Origin of the sequence: Pseudomonas sp. B26(2017) (assembly GCF_002113045.1) — a bacterium.
GTDB lineage: Bacteria > Pseudomonadota > Gammaproteobacteria > Pseudomonadales > Pseudomonadaceae > Aquipseudomonas.
Genome location: NZ_NEJJ01000030.1, coordinates 1 through 1,625, shown reverse-complemented (window position 1 = coordinate 1,625; position 1,625 = coordinate 1). Strand labels below are relative to the sequence as shown.

Genomic DNA, 1,625 nt, shown 5'->3' with positions numbered 1-1,625 from the left:
CACATCGGCGAATTCCTCGGCCGGGTGCGCGGGCCCTATCAGGACGACACGCTGTTTCTGCTGGTCAACGACGATCTGGGGGTGATGCGCGATCTGGCCGAGTATCAGGACACCGTGGTCGGCTGGGTCGATGAGTGGAGCAACACCGGCAACAACGCGCGCGATTATCTGCTCGCCAGCTACATCGAGTCGCTGAGCCAACTGAGCGGCGCCGATGTCGACGGATTGGCCAAGGCCAGCGAACAGCCGCAGGCCAAAGCCCTGTTTGCCGATCTGGAACAGTTGCCCGAGCCGGATCGCGAGAATACGCGCAAGGCATTGCTCGATTACCTGAACAAGGGTGGGGAGGTCCAGGCCGATGGGCCGGCGCCGCCCGAACTGCAAAAACTGCGCGCCCAGAGTTTTGATGACGGCATGGGACAGAATCGTCTGGCCCCTACGGCTGAGGTGGATCGGCGTTTTTATACCCGCCAGTACTTCGAAGCCGTCGCCCCCGAGGAATTTGTCGAACAGCATCTGGAGACGCTGATCCGCCTCGGCAAGGATCAGGATCGGCGCATCAAGGACGTGCTCGACGGCCCGCTGCTCAGCGGTAAACGCGGGATCAACGACCTGATCGACCGCCCGGCGATGGACGAGCGACTGAACCTGCTGCGTGACGACCTCGGTCGCTGGAACCGCCTGCTCGAACGCATCACCGCCGACCGCACGCAACTGCTGGTCGGCGGACGCTTCCATCGTTCGGCCTGGTACTACGACGCGCAAGTGGCGGCACAACTCCATCAGGCCCTCAGCGCCGAATACGCCTGCCTCAAGGACCTGTGCCGCAGCGATGAAGCGAGCGAAAAAGTGCTCGGTTATCTGGAGGAACACCCGGAACTGACCCGAACTGTCTTCTACACCTTGCCGCTGCGCCTGCAAACGGAGCAGAGCGGGCAATACTCGACACTGTTCAACGCTCTCATGGCCACGTTCAACAACCTGCCGGACTGGCTGGCCAAACTGAAAATGATCGAACAACCGCAACTGCCGGCCCTCGACGACATGCCCGAACACACCCGCGTCGTCGCGGCGGCGGTGCAGGACACTTACAGCCCGGCACTGAACCTGGGCCTGAACCGCGTGCTGGAAGGCTTCGACCTCTCGGCCGAAAAAATCCCCGACCTCGATGAACTGTTCCAGCGCCTGCCCAAAGCACTGCGCCTGCGCCTGTTCGACGCGGCGAAAACCAGCGGCGTGACCTTCACCGTCGCCAGCCCCGCAGAGCAGTCCGCGCTGCAAACGGCGATCAAGGAAGTTCTGCGCGAACGCGAATACCTCATGACCCTCAACCGTGAGCGCAACCAGATCACCCACAACAAGAATCGCCAAGGGCACAAAACCCCAAGGGCGATGGAGTTGCAGGAAGAAATTGTGCGGGTGCGGGCGCAGTTGACCCGGATCGAAGCGCAACTGGCAGGGGCACTGAGCCCGATTGAAGAACTGCCGGATCGCTCGGCCCGGTTGTACGGCGCGACGCCTGCAAGGGCAGGGGTGACGGTGGTGTTTCCGCCGGCGCAGCAGCAGGAACTGCGCGGGTTGTTGGGGAATATCCGGGCGGGACTGGGCGGGGTGTCGGCGGGGAG

1 pseudogene is annotated in these 1,625 nt (G+C 63.0%); it reads left to right on the top strand.

What is annotated here, in order from left to right:
- Positions 1-1,625, top strand: a pseudogene (locus tag CAF79_RS28575) (hypothetical protein); the annotation flags it as partial.